The organism is Brevundimonas aurantiaca (assembly GCF_904830995.1).
Lineage (GTDB): Bacteria > Pseudomonadota > Alphaproteobacteria > Caulobacterales > Caulobacteraceae > Brevundimonas > Brevundimonas aurantiaca.
Genome location: NZ_CAJGVD010000001.1, coordinates 1,852,194 through 1,866,406 on the forward strand (window position 1 = coordinate 1,852,194; position 14,213 = coordinate 1,866,406).

At 70.1% G+C, this 14,213-nt stretch carries 12 protein-coding genes and 2 pseudogenes; 9 read left to right on the top strand and 5 right to left on the bottom strand.

The genetic code is table 11. The annotated features are described in order from the left end of the window. Nucleotides 1–57: 57 nt before the first annotated feature. The 5 genes and pseudogenes from JMT67_RS09215 to JMT67_RS09235 all read left to right on the top strand — a co-directional run bounded on the left by JMT67_RS09215 (nucleotide 58) and on the right by JMT67_RS09235 (nucleotide 3,886). Nucleotides 58–774: a cell division ATP-binding protein FtsE gene (locus JMT67_RS09215; protein ID WP_201463299.1), complete on the top strand. Its 717-nt coding sequence runs from the start codon at nucleotides 58–60 to the stop codon at nucleotides 772–774. Then, a complete protein-coding gene (locus JMT67_RS09220) occupies nucleotides 771–1,676 on the top strand; it encodes a cell division protein FtsX (protein ID WP_054764160.1) in 906 nt (301 codons plus the stop codon). Before JMT67_RS09215 ends, JMT67_RS09220 begins: the two co-directional genes overlap by 4 nt. After that, nucleotides 1,673–2,143 (top strand): annotated as a pseudogene (locus JMT67_RS09225) (YdcF family protein); the annotation flags it as partial. The gene JMT67_RS09220 and the pseudogene JMT67_RS09225, both read left to right, overlap by 4 nt. Before the next feature lie 190 nt (nucleotides 2,144–2,333). Next, nucleotides 2,334–3,065 carry a lysophospholipid acyltransferase family protein gene (locus JMT67_RS09230; protein WP_183217865.1) on the top strand — a complete coding sequence of 244 codons (732 nt, stop codon included), beginning with the start codon at nucleotides 2,334–2,336 and terminating at the stop codon, nucleotides 3,063–3,065. A 26-nt stretch (nucleotides 3,066–3,091) separates the two neighbouring features. Then, nucleotides 3,092–3,886: a MipA/OmpV family protein gene (locus tag JMT67_RS09235; RefSeq protein WP_201464024.1), complete on the top strand. Its 795-nt coding sequence runs from the start codon at nucleotides 3,092–3,094 to the stop codon at nucleotides 3,884–3,886. 19 nt (nucleotides 3,887–3,905) lie between these two features. On the opposite strand, the gene hisC is transcribed toward JMT67_RS09235, so the two are convergent. The 5 genes and pseudogenes from hisC to JMT67_RS09260 form a co-directional block, all read right to left on the bottom strand. Then, nucleotides 3,906–5,003, bottom strand: a complete 1,098-nt coding sequence (gene hisC / locus JMT67_RS09240; RefSeq protein ID WP_201463300.1) for a histidinol-phosphate transaminase — start codon at nucleotides 5,001–5,003, stop codon at nucleotides 3,906–3,908. Between the two features lie 14 nt (nucleotides 5,004–5,017). Further along, nucleotides 5,018–5,704, bottom strand: coding sequence for a hypothetical protein (locus JMT67_RS09245; protein ID WP_201463301.1), 687 nt, complete (start codon nucleotides 5,702–5,704; stop codon nucleotides 5,018–5,020). After that, nucleotides 5,704–6,756 carry a DUF2125 domain-containing protein gene (locus JMT67_RS09250; protein WP_201463302.1) on the bottom strand — a complete coding sequence of 351 codons (1,053 nt, stop codon included), beginning with the start codon at nucleotides 6,754–6,756 and terminating at the stop codon, nucleotides 5,704–5,706. The genes JMT67_RS09245 and JMT67_RS09250 overlap by 1 nt, the downstream gene beginning before the upstream one ends. Before the next feature lie 54 nt (nucleotides 6,757–6,810). Beyond that, the gene (gene ybaK, locus JMT67_RS09255; RefSeq protein ID WP_201463303.1) at nucleotides 6,811–7,284 is read right to left on the bottom strand and encodes a Cys-tRNA(Pro) deacylase; all 474 of its coding nucleotides are present in this window, start codon (nucleotides 7,282–7,284) and stop codon (nucleotides 6,811–6,813) included. Between the two features lies 1 nt (nucleotide 7,285). Continuing rightward, nucleotides 7,286–9,766 (bottom strand): annotated as a pseudogene (locus JMT67_RS09260) (ATP-dependent DNA helicase); the annotation flags it as partial. A 214-nt stretch (nucleotides 9,767–9,980) separates the two neighbouring features. Here JMT67_RS09260 and JMT67_RS09270 point away from each other — a divergent pair. Genes JMT67_RS09270 through pdeM form a run of 4 tightly spaced genes read left to right on the top strand, consistent with a single transcriptional unit; the run spans nucleotide 9,981 to nucleotide 14,018 of the window. Then, entirely contained in the window at nucleotides 9,981–10,217 is a 237-nt protein-coding gene (locus JMT67_RS09270; protein WP_054764169.1) for a hypothetical protein, read from the top strand. Then, nucleotides 10,214–10,648, top strand: coding sequence for a type II toxin-antitoxin system VapC family toxin (locus JMT67_RS09275; RefSeq protein ID WP_201463305.1), 435 nt, complete (start codon nucleotides 10,214–10,216; stop codon nucleotides 10,646–10,648). The genes JMT67_RS09270 and JMT67_RS09275 overlap by 4 nt, the downstream gene beginning before the upstream one ends. Then, nucleotides 10,645–13,236 (top strand): ligase-associated DNA damage response DEXH box helicase, encoded by a 2,592-nt coding sequence (locus JMT67_RS09280; protein WP_201463306.1) that lies wholly within the window; start codon nucleotides 10,645–10,647, stop codon nucleotides 13,234–13,236. Before JMT67_RS09275 ends, JMT67_RS09280 begins: the two co-directional genes overlap by 4 nt. Further along, nucleotides 13,233–14,018 carry a ligase-associated DNA damage response endonuclease PdeM gene (gene pdeM / locus JMT67_RS09285; protein ID WP_201463307.1) on the top strand — a complete coding sequence of 262 codons (786 nt, stop codon included), beginning with the start codon at nucleotides 13,233–13,235 and terminating at the stop codon, nucleotides 14,016–14,018. The genes JMT67_RS09280 and pdeM overlap by 4 nt, the downstream gene beginning before the upstream one ends. Nucleotides 14,019–14,213 lie beyond the last annotated feature (195 nt).

The following is a 14,213-nucleotide window of genomic DNA, read 5'->3' on the forward strand; positions in this document are numbered from 1 at the left end:
GGCTGTCGCCCCCTCCCGTAAGGCGCGGTCCACGCCCTGTCCCTGAAAACAAACCCTATGCCGTCCCCCCCCAGCGCCGCCGATTCCGCCCCCGTCGCCGAGACCGCCCGCCTGTCGGGCGTGGGTTTCGGCTATGCGGACGCGCCCGACGTGCTGCGAGACGTTAACCTCATTCTGACGCGAGGCTCTTTCCACTTCCTTACCGGACCGTCCGGCGCCGGAAAGTCGTCGCTGCTGCGGCTTCTGACCCTGGCCGACCGGCCGACCAAGGGAAGCCTGCGCCTGTTCGGGACCGACGTTTCACACATCGACCGGCGCGACATTCCCGCTTTTCGACGCCGCATGGGGGTGGTGTTTCAGGATTTCCGCCTGCTGGACCATCTGTCCGCCTTCGACAATGCGGCCCTTCCGCTGCGGCTCGCGGGCGGGCGCGAGGCCGACTACGCCGCCGATGTCGAAGAGATGCTGAAATGGGTCGGGCTGGGCCGCCGGATGGACGCCCGTCCGCCCGCCCTGTCCGGGGGCGAGAAACAGAGGCTGGCCATCGCCCGCGCCGTCATCACCCGTCCCGGCCTGATCGTGGCGGACGAACCGACCGGCAGCGTGGACGCCGTCATGGCCGACAAGCTGCTGCGCCTGTTTCAGTCGCTGAACCGCCTGGGGGCCACCGTCCTGATCGCCAGCCATGACCAGGCCCTGGCCGAACGGTCGGGGGCCAGGGTGCTGAAGCTGGACCAGGGCCGGTTGAGCGAAGCCGGCAGGATGGCCGCATGACGCCGTCGATCCTGGCCCGGAGCCTTCCCCGACGTCGACCCGGCCTGCTGCCCCCCGCCGCTGCGGGCGAGCCCTGGCTGATGACGGTCATCGCCGTCCTGTGTTTTCTGGCCTGTCTGGCCGCCGTCGCCGCCTCGGCCGCCGATCGGGCCGCCCATGGCTGGGCGCGTCAACTGGGGGCGGAGGCGACCGTCCAGGTGCGGCCCCGCGTCGGCGAAAGCGGCGACACCGCCGCCGCCCGCGCCGCCGAAACCCTGGCGGGCGTCAACGGCGTCGAAGAGGCCGCCGCCCTTGACCGCAAGGCGGCCGAGGATCTGCTGCGGCCCTGGCTGGGCGACGCCGTCCTGCCCGACCTGCCCCTGCCGCATCTGGTGACGGTCCGGCTGGACCCCGACGCCCCGGCCAGCGCCGTGACCCTGAGCCGCGCCCTGGCCGAGGCCGGTCTGGACGCCACGGTGGACGACCACAGTCTGTGGCGAGGCGAGGTCGAACGGTCGGCCGCCCTGATCACGGTCCTGGCGGGCGCGGCCTTCCTGGCGATCGCCTTCGCCGCCGCCGCCGCCATCGCCTACGCCACCCGCGCCGGCCTGGCCGCCGGCCGAGGCGTGATCGAGACCCTGAGCCTGAACGGGGCGACCGACGGGCGCATCGCCTGGCTGTTCCAGCGGCGGTTCGCCCTGATCGCGGCCGGCGCCGGCGCCGTCGGCGCCGTGCTGGCGGCCCTGCTTCTGGCCTTTGTGCGGTTCCTGGGCGGATCGGGCGGCCTGACCCAGGCCCTGCCCGTGACCTGGGGGGATCTGCTGTTGCTCTCGCCATGTCCGCTGCTGGCGGCTACGGTGGCGCTTGTCGCGGCCAGATTCGCCGCCATGCAGGTGCTGGGCTCAGGCAGGGGGAAGGCATGAGACTGCTCGTCGTCATCGGCATCGTCGCCCTGATCTGGCTGGTCGGCCTGTTCGCCTTCGCCCATCGGGTGCGCGAACTGACCCCCGCCGACGAACCCGCCCCCGCCGACGCCATCGTGGCCCTGACCGGCCCTTCGTCCGAACGGGTCAACGCCGCCATCCGCCTGCTGGAGCAGGGCAAGGGCGAACGGGTGCTGATCTCGGGCGTGAACCGCGAGGTCCGCCGTCGCGAACTGCGTGAACTGACCCCCGGCTCGAGCCGCCTGTTCAACTGCTGCGTCGATCTGGGCTTCGAGGCCGAGGATACGGTGGGCAACGCCCAGGAGATCGCCGCCTGGGCGAGGTCCAAGGGCTATGATCATCTGATCGTCGTCACCTCCGACTATCACATGCCCCGCTCCCTGGTGGAAATCCGCGGCCAGGCGCCGGGCTTGGAACTGACCCCCTACGCCGTCTCCACGCCGTCGCTGGACAATCGGCACTGGTGGCGGGCCACGGTCACGGCCCGCCGGATGACCCTGGAATATATGAAATACCTCGCCGCCCTGGGGCGAGGCCGTGCGACGGCTCAGCCGAGACGCCCCCGCCCCAAACCCAGCCCCAGCCCCAGCCTCAGAGCCCGAGGCTTCCGCCCCGACCGAAAAGGCCTCCGCCTAAGTGAACACCCTGCGTTCCCTGCTCTTCACCGCCTGGCTCTATCTGTCGATGCCGATCATCGCCATCGGCCTGTCGCCCGTGCTGCTGGCGCCGCACCGCTATGTTCAAGGCGTGTGCAAGCTGTGGGCGCGGGTCGCCCTGTTCGGCCTGCGCTGGATCGCCGGAGTCAGGGTCGAGGTGCGCGGGCTGGAGAACGCCCCGACCGGGGCCGCCCTGATCGCCTCCAAACACCAGGGGATGCTGGACATCGTCGCCCTGCTGGCGGTCCTGCCCGACGCCTGTTTCGTCATGAAGAAGGAGCTGATGCCCCTGCCCTTCTTCGGCTGGTTCGCCTGGCGGTCCAAGATGATCGCCGTGGATCGCGCCGGTCACGCCAAGGCGTTGAAGGACATGACGCGCCAGGCCAAAGACCGCCTGGCCGAGGGCCGCCAGATCGTCATCTTCCCCGAAGGCACGCGCAACGCACCCGGCGTCCCCGGCGATTACAAGCCCGGCGTCGCGGCCATCTATCGCGATCTGGAGGGGCCCTGCTGGCCCGTCGCCACCAACTCGGGCGTCCACTGGCCCGCCCACGGCTTCCGCCGCTATCCGGGGACGGTGGTGTTCGAGTTCCTGGAGCCCATCCCCGCCGGACTGAAACGCGGACAGATGATGGCGTTGCTGGAAAGTCGCATCGAGACGGCTTCCGCCGCCCTGTTGGAGCCAAAGGCCGCGCTCGAACGTATGGGGTGACCGATCCCGTACGAGGAAGCTCCCCCATGTCCCTGCGCCGCCTGGCCCTGACCGCCGCCGCCTTCACCGCCGCCGCCCTGACCGGGGGCGCCGCCCTGGCCCAGTCCCAGCCCTATGAGCAGATCCGCCCCGCAGCCGACGGCTGGACCGTCGATCTGGGCGTCGGCGCCCTCTACAGCAAGGACAGCGGGGGCGACACGGGCTCTGAGACGCGGGTCGTGCCCTGGGTCTCGGCCAACTATCGCGACGTCGTCTATCTGAACGCCATCGACGGCCTGGGCTGGAATGCGGTCAAGACCGACAGCTTCCGCGCCGGGCTGCAATTGCGCCCCCGCTTTTCGCCGGAAGACATCGAGGGCCTGGACCTGGATCGGCCCGACTTCGGCGCCGACGTCGCCGCCTACGCCTTCCAGCGCCTGCCGGGCAATATCGTCGTCGGCGGCCGGGTCAGCCGCGATGTGACCGACGTCAGCGAAGGGACTGAATACTACGCCTCGGTCGGCCATCAGCGGGTGACGCCGATCGGCCTGATGAACGTCTCGGTCTATGCGCGCGGCGGCGACGCCAAACTGGCCGACGCCTATTACGGCGTCAGCGCCGAAGAGGCCGCCCGCAACGGCATCGCCCCCTATTCGCCGGGCAGCGGCCTGCAAGGGGCGGGCGCCAGCCTGTTCCTGCTGGTCCCGCTGAACGACAAATGGGGCGCCGGCGCCCTGATCAACTATGAGCGCCGGCTGGGCGACGTGGCCGACAGCCCCCTGTCTGAGGAAGACGACACGATCCGCACGGGCGTCTTCTTCGCCCGTCGCTTCGGCGGCTGAAGCGGAATGCGGCGACCGATCAGGTCGCCGCGAACTCGCTGAGCGCGTCGATGACGGCGCGGTTCTGGTCTTCGGTGCCGATGGTGATCCGCAGGCCCTGCGGCAGGCCGTAGCCGCCGACCGGCCGCACGATGATCCCCTTGCCGTTCAGATAATCGCTGGCCGCCGCCGCCCGTTCGGCCGTCTCGAACAGCACCAGGACGAAGTTGCCCGCGCTGGGCAGGACTTCCAGACCGAAGCCGCGCAGGGCCTGGGTCAGGCGCGGCTTCCACGTGGCGATCAGCTCGCGCGACGCCTGCTGGTGCGCCTCGTCGCCCAGGGCCGCCGTCGCCGCCTCCAGCCCCGGAACCGAGACGTTGAACGGCAGGCGGATGCGGTCGATCGCCTCGGCCACCTTCAGCGGCGCATAGCCGAAGCCGATCCGCAAACCGCCCAGGCCGTGGATCTTGGAGAAGGTGCGGGTGACGACGATGTTCTCGGCGTCGCGGGCCAGGGGGAAGGCCGTCTCCCAGTCCGGCTCGGTCACATATTCGGCATAGGCCTCGTCGATCACCAGAATGACGTGAGCCGGCAGGGCCGCGTGCAGGCGGCGGATTTCTTCGCCGGAATTGTAGCTGCCGGTCGGGTTCGACGGATTGGAGACATAGACGATCTTGGTCCGCTCATCGACCTGGGCCAGAAGCGCGTCCACCTCGGCCTTGTAGTTCGGCTCGGGCGCCAGCTTGACCTGGGCCTCGCAGGCCTTGGCGCTGATGCGATAGGCCAGAAAGCCGTACTGGCCGCAGACGATGTTGTCGCCCGCAGTCAGATAGGTCTGGTTCAGCAGGGCGAAGACCTCGTCCGAGCCGTTGCCGAAGATCAGCCGCTCGGGCTCCAGCCCGTGGGTCTGGGCCACGGCCGTCCGCAGCTTGGTCGCCCGCCCGTCGGGATAGATGTGGATGTTGCGAACCGCCGCCTCATAGGCCGCGCGCGCCTTTTCGCCGGCGCCCAGCATGTTCTCGTTTGAGGACAGCTTCATCGGTTCGGCGACGCCGGCGATGGACGACTTGCCCCCGACATAGGGGGCGATGTCGAGGATGCCGGGCTTGGGCTGGGGGCCCTGGGGCGCGTCGGTCATGGAAAACCTTGATCTCAGAAGATGGGGGCGGCGCCGATGACGCCGGTCAGGCGGCCGGGGGCGTTCGTCAGCCGCCCGTCCTCGGCCTGCACATAGCCTGCCAGGGCGAACAGCTTCAAGCCGCCTGCCGCAGCCAAAGGATCGGCGACCAGCCCGGCCTCGCCCATGGCTTCGACGATCTTCGTCTCGGACCAGCCGCTGTCGGTGACCCAGAAGGTCCGATCCTCTCCGGTCGGCCCGGACCCCTCGCGCGTCACCAGAAAGGCTTGGGGACGGGCGCGGGCGTCGTCCGGCAGGGCCCCCGCGATCTTCAGCTCCGGCCGGGCCAGGAGCCGACCCCACCAGGGACGATCGGACGACAGGTCGATCAGAGCCCGCGCCCCCTCCTCGGCGGCCTTCAGCGCCTCCTCGGCCGGCAGAGGCCTCCCGCCCAGGCCGTACCGGTCAGCCGCCAGCGCCTGGGCCAGGCCGCCGCTGGTGATCAGGGCCGGCCCGACGGCGGCCTCGATCCGCCCCCACAGGGCCTTCAGCACCTTCGCATCGACAGGCTGCGCCCCAGCCAGAAGCGCGCGCAGACTCAGGGCCGAGGCGTCCAGGCGCGTGCGAGGGCCGGCGGCCAGGCGCGCTCGCACCGCCTCGACCACCGCCCGGTCCAGGGCGTCCAGGGCCGCATCGGCCGGGGGTTCGTTCAGGAACGCCATCAGAACAGCTTGGGCGCAGGGGCCAGGGCGAAGGGCCCCAGCCAGGTCCGGCCGTCGCGGAAGACCAGGGTCAGCGGAACCTCTTCGCCCCCGGCCGCCTGGGCGGCGCCCGCCGCTGCGGCGGCCCCGACCGCGCCCAGACGTTCGCCGGGCCGGCTGCGGCTTGCCACCAGGCCCGAAAGCGCCGGCAGCGGCCTTTGCGACTGGAGCGTCACCTGGCCGGTCAGCCGCCCGTCGGCGTCGGCCTTCAGGACGTCGCTGCTCAGGGTGGCGCGGCTTTCGCCGGCCTGAAGATCCCCGCGCAGATTGCGAAAGGTCCCGCCGCCCTTGGTCCAGGCGGAAAAGACCCCTGCGGCGTCGCCCCCCTTCAACAGACTGGCCTGACCGATCGTGGCCTCCAGCTGGGTCGTCAGCTGTCCGTCCTGGGCGAAGCCCTCGACCGGCCCGTCGCGCCGTCCCTGGCCGTCGACCAGTCGGAACATGACGTCGATGTCGTCGGTCGCGACGGTCGAGCCTTCCAGATGCGGCCGCGTGTAGAATTCGATCCGCGCCGCCCGGGCGATGGGGAAGGGCTCGCCCTGGGGCAGGGCCGTGAAGATCGGATTGACCAGCTCCAGCGCCAGATTGGGCCAGCGCTGATCAATGCCGCCGGCGCTCATGCGGATCGCATCGCCGTGGACCGCCACCTTGCCCTTGCCGGCGCGGGTCAGGACCAGCCCCTCCGGCGCCGCGACCACCCATTTGGTCGGCTGATAGGCGTTGGCCTCGGCCTCCAGCTCCGGCGCCGCCAGGGCCAGGCCCGAAGGCGCGGCCACGGTGACGTGGGTCAGGCGCACATGGGCGCGGAACGGCCAGCCGACGATCCGCTTGTCGGCGTAGCGGACCTCCCACCCCTGCTGGCGCAGGCTCGCCGCCTGGGCCTCCAGCCCCGCGTCGATCCGACGGGTCAGATAGAACCACCAGCCCGTCCAGGCGGCCAGGGCGATCAGCACCAGGATGAAGGGGCCGTAAAGGCCGGCGCGGCTGTGTCGCGGGGTCGAGGGCTCGGTCATGCAAACTCCGGTTCAAGGCCGCTATACCCCAACCGGCCCCGCCCGCATAAGGCGTCAGGCCGTCAGATCGACCAGCCGCGCGGCCGCCGCCCGCACCGCCTCATCCGGCGCCAGACCCAGCAGCAGCCCCCTCTGGCCGCCGTTGATCAGGATCTGGTCGAACAGCGCCGCCGTCTCGTCGAACAGGGTCGGAACGGCCTTGCGCTGACCGAAGGGACTGACCCCGCCGACCTTGTAGCCCGTCAGCCGTTCGGCGTCGGCGGGCTTCATCATCTGGGCCGATTTGGCGCCGAGGGCGGCGGCCAGCTTCTTCATGCTGACCTCGGCGTCGGAGGGAATGACGACACAGGCAGGCGCCCCGTCCGCCAGGGTCATCAGGGTCTTGAAAACTTCTTCCGGCGGCCGCCCCAGGGCTTCAGCCGCCTGAAGCCCCACGCGCGGCGCATCGGGATCATAGGAATAGGGAAACAGTTCGAACGCGACGCCCGCCTTGGCGAGGGCGACGGTGGCGGGCGTGGTCTTCGACATCTCAATCGGTCTCGGTCTGGGGCGTCGTCTGAAGAAAGTCACGGGTCAGGGCGACGGCGTCGGCCAGACCCATGCGCTGCACCTCTATCCCAGGCGGCAGGCTGGCGAACAGCCGGGTCGGGGTGGCGGCGTCCAGCATCAGGAAGACCCCCTTGTCGTCGCCGCGCCGGATCAGCCGCCCGAAGGCCTGGGCGATGCGGGCGCGGGCCAGGGCGTCGTCATAGCCCCTGCCCTGCCCGAACTGGCCGCCCAGCCGTTCGCGCCGCGCCTTGTGCAGCAGGTCCGGGCGCGGCCAGGGCGCCCGGTCGAAGGCCAGGACTCGCAGGGACCGGCCCGGCACGTCCACCCCGTCCCGCACCGCGTCCGTGCCCAGCAGGCAGGCGTTCTCCTCGACCCGGAACATGTCGACCAGGGCGCCGACCTCCAACGGATCGACGTGCTGGGCGTAAAGCGGCACCCCGGCCTTGGCCAGGTCCGGCCCCAGCCGCTCATAGACCGCCTTCAGCCGACGGATGGCGGTGAACAGGCCCAGGCCCCCGCCTCCGGCCGCCAGGAACAGCTCACGCATCGCCGCCGCCGTCTGGCGCGGATCGTCCTTGACCAGGTCGTTGACGACGATGACCCGGCTGTTGGCCGCATAGTCGAACGGGCTCTCGACCTTCAGGGTGCGCGGCGGCTCGATCAGCCGGGCCGAGCCGGTCCTGAGCCGCGCCAGGTCGAACGGATCGTCCTGCAAGGGGTCCGACAGGGTCGCCGAGGTCACCAGCACCCCGTGCGAGGGCGCGATCACCGCCGCCTCCAGCGGGACGGTGGGATCAATCCAGTGGCGGCGCAGGGCCACGTCGTGGATGCGGCCGAAAGCGGTCTCGGCCGACAGCCAGTCGACGAAGTCGGGATCGGGCTCGCTCCCACCGTCCTCCAGCGCCGCCAGCATCGACCGCCACCCCGGCAGGGTCATCCGCGCGCGTCGGTCCAGGCCGCGCAAGGCCCCCTCGATCCGCGACCGCTGCGACCCGTCCAGCTCGGCCGCCTCGTCGTCGAGGACGTCCTCCAGATGCCGGGCCAGGGCCAGAAGCGGGGCCTCGACCGCCGCCAGGGCCTGGGCCGCCGCCCGCGCCGTTTCCGCCACGGGATCGGTCACGGGCTTGAGCGCGCACTCCATGCCGAACTCGGCCCCGCCATAAGGGGTTTCGGCCGTGCGGGCGCGCAGCTGATCCAGGGCGGCGGCTAAAAAGGCCTCGATCGGCCCGATCGGATTGACCTCGCCCGAGGCCGGGGCCACCCGGCCGGACACCCCCTCGCCGGGCAGGGCGGCGGCCGCGCGGATCGCGTCCTGAAGCGCCTTCAGCGCCGCCTCATTGTCCCCGACCAGATCGCCCAGCCTCTGTTCCAGACCGCGTCCGCGCCGCCCCCGCCCCTCGGGTCCGCGAATCCAGCGGCGCAGCTCGGCGGCCTCCTGGCCCGACAGACAGGCGGAAAAGGCGCTGTCGGCGGCGTCGAACAGATGGTGGCCCTCGTCGAAGACGATCCGCTTCAGCGCCGCCGTCTCTCCGTCCTGCTGCTGCCCCCGAGCCGAGCGCGCCCCGTCGAAGGCCGCCTGGGTCAGGACCAGGGCGTGGTTGGCGATGACCAGGTCGGCGCGACGGCTGGCGCGTATGGTCTTTTCGACGAAACAGGTGCGGTAGTGGGGGCAGGCGGCGTGGACGCACTCGCCCCGCCGGTCGACCAGATTGGCCGCGCCGGCCGCATGGGCGGGCGGGACGGCGAACAGGCCCGACAGCCAGCCGGGGAAGTCGCCGCCGGTCATGTCCCCGTCGCGCGTGTGCAGGGCCCAGCGTCCGGCCAGGCCCAGGCCGATCAGGTCGCCGCTCCCCAACTGGGCCGCCTGGACCATGTCCTGAAGATTGAGGACGCACAGATAGTTCTCGCGCCCCTTGCGGATCACCGTCTTTCGGCGGCGCTCCTCCGGATCGGGCCACAGAGCATGGCTTTCCCGGTCGATCTGGCGTTGCAGGGCCCGCGTATAGGTCGAGATCCAGGCCGCCCCCTGGTTCCGCTCGGCCCAGAGCGAGGCCGGCGCCAGATAGCCCAGGGTCTTGCCTGTCCCCGTCCCCGCCTCGGCCAGCAGCACCCGCGGCCGCCCCTCCTCATTCCTCGGCGAAAAGGCGAAGGCGGCCTCGGCGGCGTAGTCGGACTGGGTCGGCCGCGTCTCGTCCAGGCCCGAGGCCTGAAGCAGCTTCTCCAGCCGGATGCGCGCGCTCTCGCTGTCGACGGGGGCCGAGCCCGCCTCGCCGCGCGGCGCCTCGTCCTCCCATTCCGTCAGCCGGCTCCAGACGTCCAGGCCCGATCCGCGATGCTGGCGCGCCCGCACCCCGCCCGCCTCCAGGGCCTCAACCACCCGCTCGCCCCAGGCCCAACCCGCCCNCCCCGCCCGGCCCGCCGGTGAAGAACCCCTCGGCCGCCCCCCGCCCGGCGCGGGGGCGGTGTGCGACGACCAGGGGGCGCGGAAGATCGGGCGGGGTGGCGAGCGCCGGCGGCAGGTCCAGCCAGGGCTCGGCGCCGCTCAGGCGGGATTCGGCGATGACGGATTCGTCGGACACGGCCGCAGCATAGCGAGCTGACCAGCGAAACGGAACGGGAACATCTGGTTTCGCCGGCCTTCTGCCTCTATATGTCGTCCAAACGAGGAGATCGCCGTGAACAAGCCGATTGATCCCGATGCGTGGCTGGAAGCGCTCGCCGCTCGTGTCGAGGCTGACGGCCCTCAAAAGCTGGAGGTCGAAGGCCACGATCCTTTGGTCGTGATCCCCCTGAATCGGTTCCAGGAAATGCAGAAGCGCAAACCGACCATGCTGGAGATTCTCCGCGGCATGGACTGGTCCGACGTCGATCTTACCCGCGACCCCCGGCCGGCGCGCGAGGCTGATTTTTGAGGTTTCTGCTCGACACCAACGCCATCAGCGAACTGGGCAAGCCTCGCCCCGACCCCGGCTTCATGGCGTGGCACGACCAGCAGGCCGAAACTGCGGACCGGCAAGAGGGAATTTTCCTAAGCGTTCTTCTACTGGGCGAGATGGATCGCGGCATTCTGAACCTGCCTGAAAGTCCCAAGCGGGCCGAGCTTTCGAAGCGGCGGGATTTGATCCTGTCGGTTTATCGAAAGCGGATCCTGCCCGTCGATGTCGACGTCGCGCGGCGATGGGGCGCCGTCAGCGACGCACATCGGAGGCAGGGTCTGACGCCCGGCGTGATCGACGAACTGATCGCGGCGACCGCCCTAGTCCATGATCTGACCCTCGTCACCCGAAATGTCCGCCATTTCGAACACAGCGGCTGCCGTCTGCTGTCGCCGTGGAGCGGATGACGACGCTTCCGCCCCTGTTCGCCGACTGGTTCGCGTCGCGCGGCTGGTCGCCCCGGCGGCATCAGCTGGAGATGGTCGCGGCGGGCCAGGCGGGGGCGCACGCCCTGCTGGTCGCGCCGACCGGCGGCGGCAAGACCTTGGCGGGGTTTCTGCCCAGTCTGGTCGAGCTGGCGGAACGCGGACCCAAGCCGCAGACAGGACCAGGCTCGGGCGTCCACACCCTCTATCTGTCGCCGCTGAAGGCCCTGACCACCGACGTCGAACGCAATCTGATGACGCCGATCCGCGAGATCGGGCTGAACATCCATGTCGAGACCCGCACCGGCGACACCAAACAGTCGAAACGCCAGCGTCAGCGCGACTTCCCGCCCGACATCCTGCTGACCACGCCGGAACAGTTGGCCCTGTTCTGCGCCTGGGAAGGCGCGCGGTCCTATTTCGCCGATCTGAGATGCGTCGTGCTGGACGAGGTCCACGCCATCTGGAGCGGCAAGCGCGGCGATCTGCTGTCGCTGGGGCTGGGACGGTTGCAGAGCTTCGCACCCGGCATGCGCCGGGTGGGTCTGAGCGCGACCATCGAAGACCCCGATCTGATCCGAAGGTGGCTGGCGCCGCGCTTCAATCCTCCCCCATCGGGGGAGGGGGACCGCGAAGCGGTGGAGGGGGCCGACCTTGACGCCGAGTCCGAAGCAAGCCCCCCTCACCAGGCTTCGCCTGGTCCCCTCCCCCCATCGCGGGGAGATTTGGTGCGCCTGGTCAAGGGCGACCCCGGCGCCCCGGCCGTCATCGACGTGCTGATTTCCGAAGGCCATGTCCCCTGGGCGGGCCACACCGGCCGACACGCCATCCCCGAGGTCTACGCCGCCATTCAGCGCGCCAACCTGGCCCTGATCTTCGTCAACACCCGCTGGCAGTCGGAGTTCGTCTTCCAGCAACTCTGGGCGATCAATGACGATAACCTGCCCATCGGCCTGCACCACGGCTCCCTGGCCGCCGAACAAAGACGCAAGGTCGAGGCGGCCATGGCGCGGGGCGACCTGCGGGCCGTGGTCTGCACCTCGACGCTGGATCTCGGCATCGACTGGGGCGACGTCGATCTGGTCATCCAGATGGCGGCGCCCAAGGGGTCCAGCCGTCTGGTCCAACGGATCGGCCGCGCCAACCACCGGCTGGACGAACCATCGCGCGCCCTCTTGGTCCCCGCCAGCCGTTTCGAAATGCTGGAATGCCAGGCGGCGCGCGAGGCGGTGGCCGACAACGCCTTCGACTGGGAGCCGATCCATATCGGCACCCTGGATGCGCTGGCCCAGCACGTCATGGGGGTGGCCTGTTCCGAAGCCTTCGACATGACGGCCCTGTACGACGAGATCACCGGCTGCGGCCCCTATCGCGACCTGACCTGGGCGCAGTTCGAGGAGGTGGTCGATTTCGTCGCGACCGGCGGCTATGCGCTGCGCACCTACGACCGGTTCGCCCGCATCGTCAGGACGCCCGACGGCCGCTGGAAAGTCCGCAATCAGCACATCGCCCAGCGCCACCGGATGAATGTCGGCGCCATTGTCTCGGCCGGAACCCTGAACGTGCGCGTGGCGGGCCGGCGCGGCGGGGCCTCGCGTCAGCTGGTCCCCGGCCGCAAGGTGGGCGAGGCCGAGGAATGGTATTTCGAACAGCTGACGCCCGGGGACACCTTTCTGTTCGCCGGCCAGGTCTGGGCGTTTCAGGGCATCGTCGGGACCGACGCCCTGGTCACCCACGCCAACGACAAGGAGCCCAAGATTCCGTCCTGGGGCGGGTCCAAATTCCCGCTGTCGACATCCTTAGCCGACCGGGTGCGGACCATGGTCCAGGACCCGGACCACTGGCGCGTCCTGCCGCCCGACGTTCAGGAATGGCTGGAACTCCAGGCCGAGCGCTCCGCGATCCCCGACGCCGAATCCATGCTGGTGGAGACCTTTCCGCGCGGCAGCCGGCATTTCCTGGTCGCCTATCCGTTCGAGGGCAATCTGGCCCACACCACCCTGTGCATGCTGCTGACCCGGCGGCTGGACCGGCTGGGCGTCGGGCCGCTGGGCTTTGTGGTCACCGACTATTCCCTGGCCGTCTGGTCCATCAAGCCGATGGACCGGATCGACCTGGACGCCCTGTTCCAACCGGACATGCTGGGCGACGATCTGGAGGCCTGGCTGGAGGAGAGCTTCATGATGAAGCGGTCCTTCCGCAATTGCGCCCTGATCTCGGGCTTGATCGAGCGCCGCCAGCCGGGCGCCGAGAAGACCGGCCGGCAGGTGACCTTCTCCACCGACCTGATCTACGACGTGCTCCGCCGCCATCAGCCCGACCATCTGCTGCTGAAGACCGCCCGCGCCGACGCCGCTTCCGGCCTGTTGGACGTGGCGCGGCTGGGCCAGATGCTGACGCGGATCGAGGGTCGCATCCGTCATCAGCCCCTGACCCGCCCCTCGCCCTTCTGCGTGCCCGTCCTGGTCCAGATCGGGCGAGAGCGGGTCGGCGGGGACGCCGCCGAAATGATCCTGGACGAAAGCGCCGAACAGCTGATCGCCGAAGTCATGGACGAGGCGCCCGCATGAACGCCGCCCTGCGCCAGACCCTGTCCCCCACGCGCAAGCCCTGCGGGTCCTTGCGGGTCCAGATCGCGGGCGAGACCTGCGTGCTGCGCTGTTCCGGGGCTTTGTGGCTTCCCGCCCATCGCACCCTGGTCGCGGCGGACCTGCACCTTGAGAAGGGCTCGGCCTTCGCCGCGCGCGGCCAGATGCTGCCGCCCTACGACAGCCGCGCCACCCTGGACCGGCTGGAGGCGGAGATCGCCGAACTGGCCCCGGTCCGGATCATCCTGCTGGGCGACAGCTTCCATGACCGAAAGGCCGTGCCGCGCATGGCGGTGGAAGACCGCCTCCGCCTGGATCGACTGGCGGCGGGGCGCGACTGGATCTGGCTGGAGGGCAATCACGACCGTGAAGCCCTGACCGCCTCCGCGCTCGGTTTGCCCGGCGTGGTCCTGGCAGAGATGCGGCTGGGCGGGCTTCGCCTGACCCACGAGCCGGAGCCCCGCACCGGGACGGACGACCGCCAGGGCGAGGTCGCCGGCCACCTGCATCCCGCCGCGCGCGTGGTCGCCTATGGTCGCGGCGTTCGCCGCCCCTGTTTCATCACCGACGGATCGCGCCTGATCCTGCCGGCCTTCGGCGCCTTCACCGGCGGGCTGGACGTCTGTGATCCGGCCATAGCCGACCTGTTCGGCTCAGAACCGATGGCCGCCGTCCTGGGCCGCGACAAGGTCCATGCCGTGTCATGGAAGACCTGCGCCGAGCCCGCCGGCCTAGACCGCCGGCGTCCGAGTCGGTTCGCCTGACGCCGCGCCTCGACGGGATTCAGGGCTCCAGCTCGATGTCCCAGTACAGGATATTCGATGCCGCGAACTCTCGTTCTATCCTATTGATAAAGCTGATTTTTCTAAGAACTTAGGAAATCTCAGCGACGATTGGTCACCATATGGTCACCAGAAGAGGGGAAGAGCCAGCAATCTGGATCAATACCCACTTCCTGA

Bases quoted from the DNA above. Each gene is read 5' to 3' on its own strand.
- JMT67_RS09215 (WP_201463299.1), top strand. From the start codon at position 58: ATGCCGTCCCCCCCCAGCGCCGCCGATTCCGCCCCCGTCGCCGAGACC.
- JMT67_RS09220 (WP_054764160.1), top strand. From the start codon at position 771: ATGACGCCGTCGATCCTGGCCCGGAGCCTTCCCCGACGTCGACCCGGC.
- JMT67_RS09235 (WP_201464024.1), top strand. From the start codon at position 3,092: ATGTCCCTGCGCCGCCTGGCCCTGACCGCCGCCGCCTTCACCGCCGCC.
- hisC (WP_201463300.1), bottom strand. From the start codon at position 5,003: ATGACCGACGCGCCCCAGGGCCCCCAGCCCAAGCCCGGCATCCTCGAC.
- JMT67_RS09245 (WP_201463301.1), bottom strand. From the start codon at position 5,704: ATGGCGTTCCTGAACGAACCCCCGGCCGATGCGGCCCTGGACGCCCTG.
- JMT67_RS09250 (WP_201463302.1), bottom strand. From the start codon at position 6,756: ATGACCGAGCCCTCGACCCCGCGACACAGCCGCGCCGGCCTTTACGGC.
- ybaK (WP_201463303.1), bottom strand. From the start codon at position 7,284: ATGTCGAAGACCACGCCCGCCACCGTCGCCCTCGCCAAGGCGGGCGTC.
- JMT67_RS09280 (WP_201463306.1), top strand. From the start codon at position 10,645: ATGACGACGCTTCCGCCCCTGTTCGCCGACTGGTTCGCGTCGCGCGGC.
- pdeM (WP_201463307.1), top strand. From the start codon at position 13,233: ATGAACGCCGCCCTGCGCCAGACCCTGTCCCCCACGCGCAAGCCCTGC.